The 1,715-nt window shown below is 52.3% G+C and carries 3 protein-coding genes; 2 read left to right on the top strand and 1 reads right to left on the bottom strand.

Translation table 11 applies throughout. The features are described from left to right. Nucleotides 1–445 precede the first annotated feature (445 nt). Complete coding sequence (locus BUA24_RS12725) at nucleotides 446–616, bottom strand: hypothetical protein (RefSeq protein ID WP_178138843.1); 171 nt, start codon at nucleotides 614–616, stop codon at nucleotides 446–448. Between the two features lie 440 nt (nucleotides 617–1,056). Between BUA24_RS12725 and BUA24_RS13530 the strand changes: the two genes are divergently transcribed. Together BUA24_RS13530 and BUA24_RS11690 are read left to right on the top strand one after the other, a co-directional pair. Next, nucleotides 1,057–1,248 (top strand): Mu transposase domain-containing protein, encoded by a 192-nt coding sequence (locus BUA24_RS13530; protein ID WP_419187307.1) that lies wholly within the window; start codon nucleotides 1,057–1,059, stop codon nucleotides 1,246–1,248. A 7-nt stretch (nucleotides 1,249–1,255) separates the two neighbouring features. Next, a complete protein-coding gene (locus BUA24_RS11690; RefSeq protein ID WP_143146557.1) occupies nucleotides 1,256–1,453 on the top strand; it encodes a hypothetical protein in 198 nt (65 codons plus the stop codon). Nucleotides 1,454–1,715: the final 262 nt, after the last annotated feature.

Below are 1,715 nucleotides of genomic sequence, written 5' to 3'. Positions count from 1 at the left end.
AACCTTACAACACCCCTGTGGATAACACCTTCACACCCCTAGATATCCACAGGATGGACATGAATTCGGGAAGAAATTGCGAAAGTCGGGCTAAGTAGATCCATTCAATCGCAAGCAGATAGCGCTCGCACTTAAGAGCTTCTCAACCATCACGAGTAACATCGCTCGACTAAAGAGTTAGAGGGTTGTTCCAGAGGTGTTAGCGCAGATGGGCAGCACAAAGCTTCGCTCCGTGGCGTAATTCATGCCCTCGGCCCGAAAGACGAGACACACGGGTGCGTCTCGATCTTGAGTGGTTGCTGCAACGTAAGGGCGTGACCCGCCAGCCGCTGTGGCACAAGTGCTAGACAAAAACTCCGAGGGAACGTACTCCTCTTCGGGACTTTGTGAGCACCTTCATTCTATCTGCAACAGTTGCAGCTCTTATTGGTGCTTGATTCTTTAACTAGATGACGAGGGCGACCACGCCGGCGATACTGTGCCCATCTACGGCTACTACGACACCGCCGCGTTCAATGCACAGATCCTCGTTGTCACGTTGGAGTGCTGAGAGTACAGCTATGTCTGTGCCTACCGGTCTTAAGATTTGGCTTCCTTGGGTATAGGCTGCGCTCAATCACTTGTGTTCTATGGCGGATCCTCAAAGCTCCTGACCTCAGATAACATAAAACCCGGTGTGCGCTCTCACACCACATGACATTTGGTACTTTTGCGGGGATCCCTTGAACTTAGAGCTCAACTCCAACTTGTCGTCCTCACCACAGAGTGCGCCGGCCGAAAGACAGAGCGACTGCAAGGCCCGGGTTGGCTTTGTGCGGCGCAATCTCCCCGCCGCTGAACGAGACCACAAGTTCCTCTCCACCGAAGCCTTAAATGCGTACCTCGTCAAAGGCGCAGAGTGCATCAATCAACTACCCTTTAAAAAAGCGTAGGTCACTAGCAGATCTCCTTGAAGGGGAGCGAATGACCTCGCAACCCCTTCCGCTTCTCCCAATTCCCTGTGGCGCGTAGAGGATCAATAAAGCTCCCCCAAACTACTACATCACCATCCACGCCGTGTTGTACTCAGTTCCCCGCACACTTCGAGGCCACGTCGTAGATGTCAAGATCACAGGTAGCGAGAATGCGGTGTTTTGCACGGCCGAGATTGTTGTACACCATGAGCGATGCGTTACCTTTGGTTCCAAGGTCACCCATCGAGACTCACCTGCACCGATATCATTGCTTCCATCTAAAGAGCCAGAGTAAAGGCGCAATGATTGGCCGAGCAATGACACTCGGTTCCCCTGTCGGACTCGTTGCTCGCGAGATCCTCGCCGGTCTAGTTACAAGTATCGCTCTTATATCCCTTGATCGAGTACTACGGCTCTTCGATCGCTTCGGCACCGAGAAGTTCCAGCGAGCCTGCAGTTATGGACTCTCCTTTGCTACGACGTTGAGGGGTCCCCAATAGTTGATCCACTGTCTTGGTGAGTCTTGCCGTTGGTGCTTGGTGTTGAGGTTAGTTTCCTCGCTATCACTTCCGGTCTTTGCGATGCGTTCATGAATTACACGGCGATTGTCTCCTCCTCCCATGTGCGTGATCGACATCTTACAAGCAAAGTCTCCGTCGCTGCTTCACAACAGGGAGGGCCACGAACTCCTTGGGAGAGAGATATCCCAAGGAGCTGTGGAACTATGAAACTATGAGGACGATACTAGTTGTACTTTACTTG

The organism is Ferrithrix thermotolerans DSM 19514, from assembly GCF_900128965.1.
Classification (GTDB): Bacteria; Actinomycetota; Acidimicrobiia; order Acidimicrobiales; family Acidimicrobiaceae; genus Ferrithrix; species Ferrithrix thermotolerans.
Note: the sequence above shows the minus strand (reverse complement) of the source record. Positions and strands in the feature narration are given on the sequence as shown.

What these genes read in the sequence shown, in the direction of transcription:
- BUA24_RS11690 (WP_143146557.1), top strand. Translation starts at nt 1,256, where the DNA reads ATGATTGGCCGAGCAATGACACTCGGTTCCCCTGTCGGACTCGTTGCT.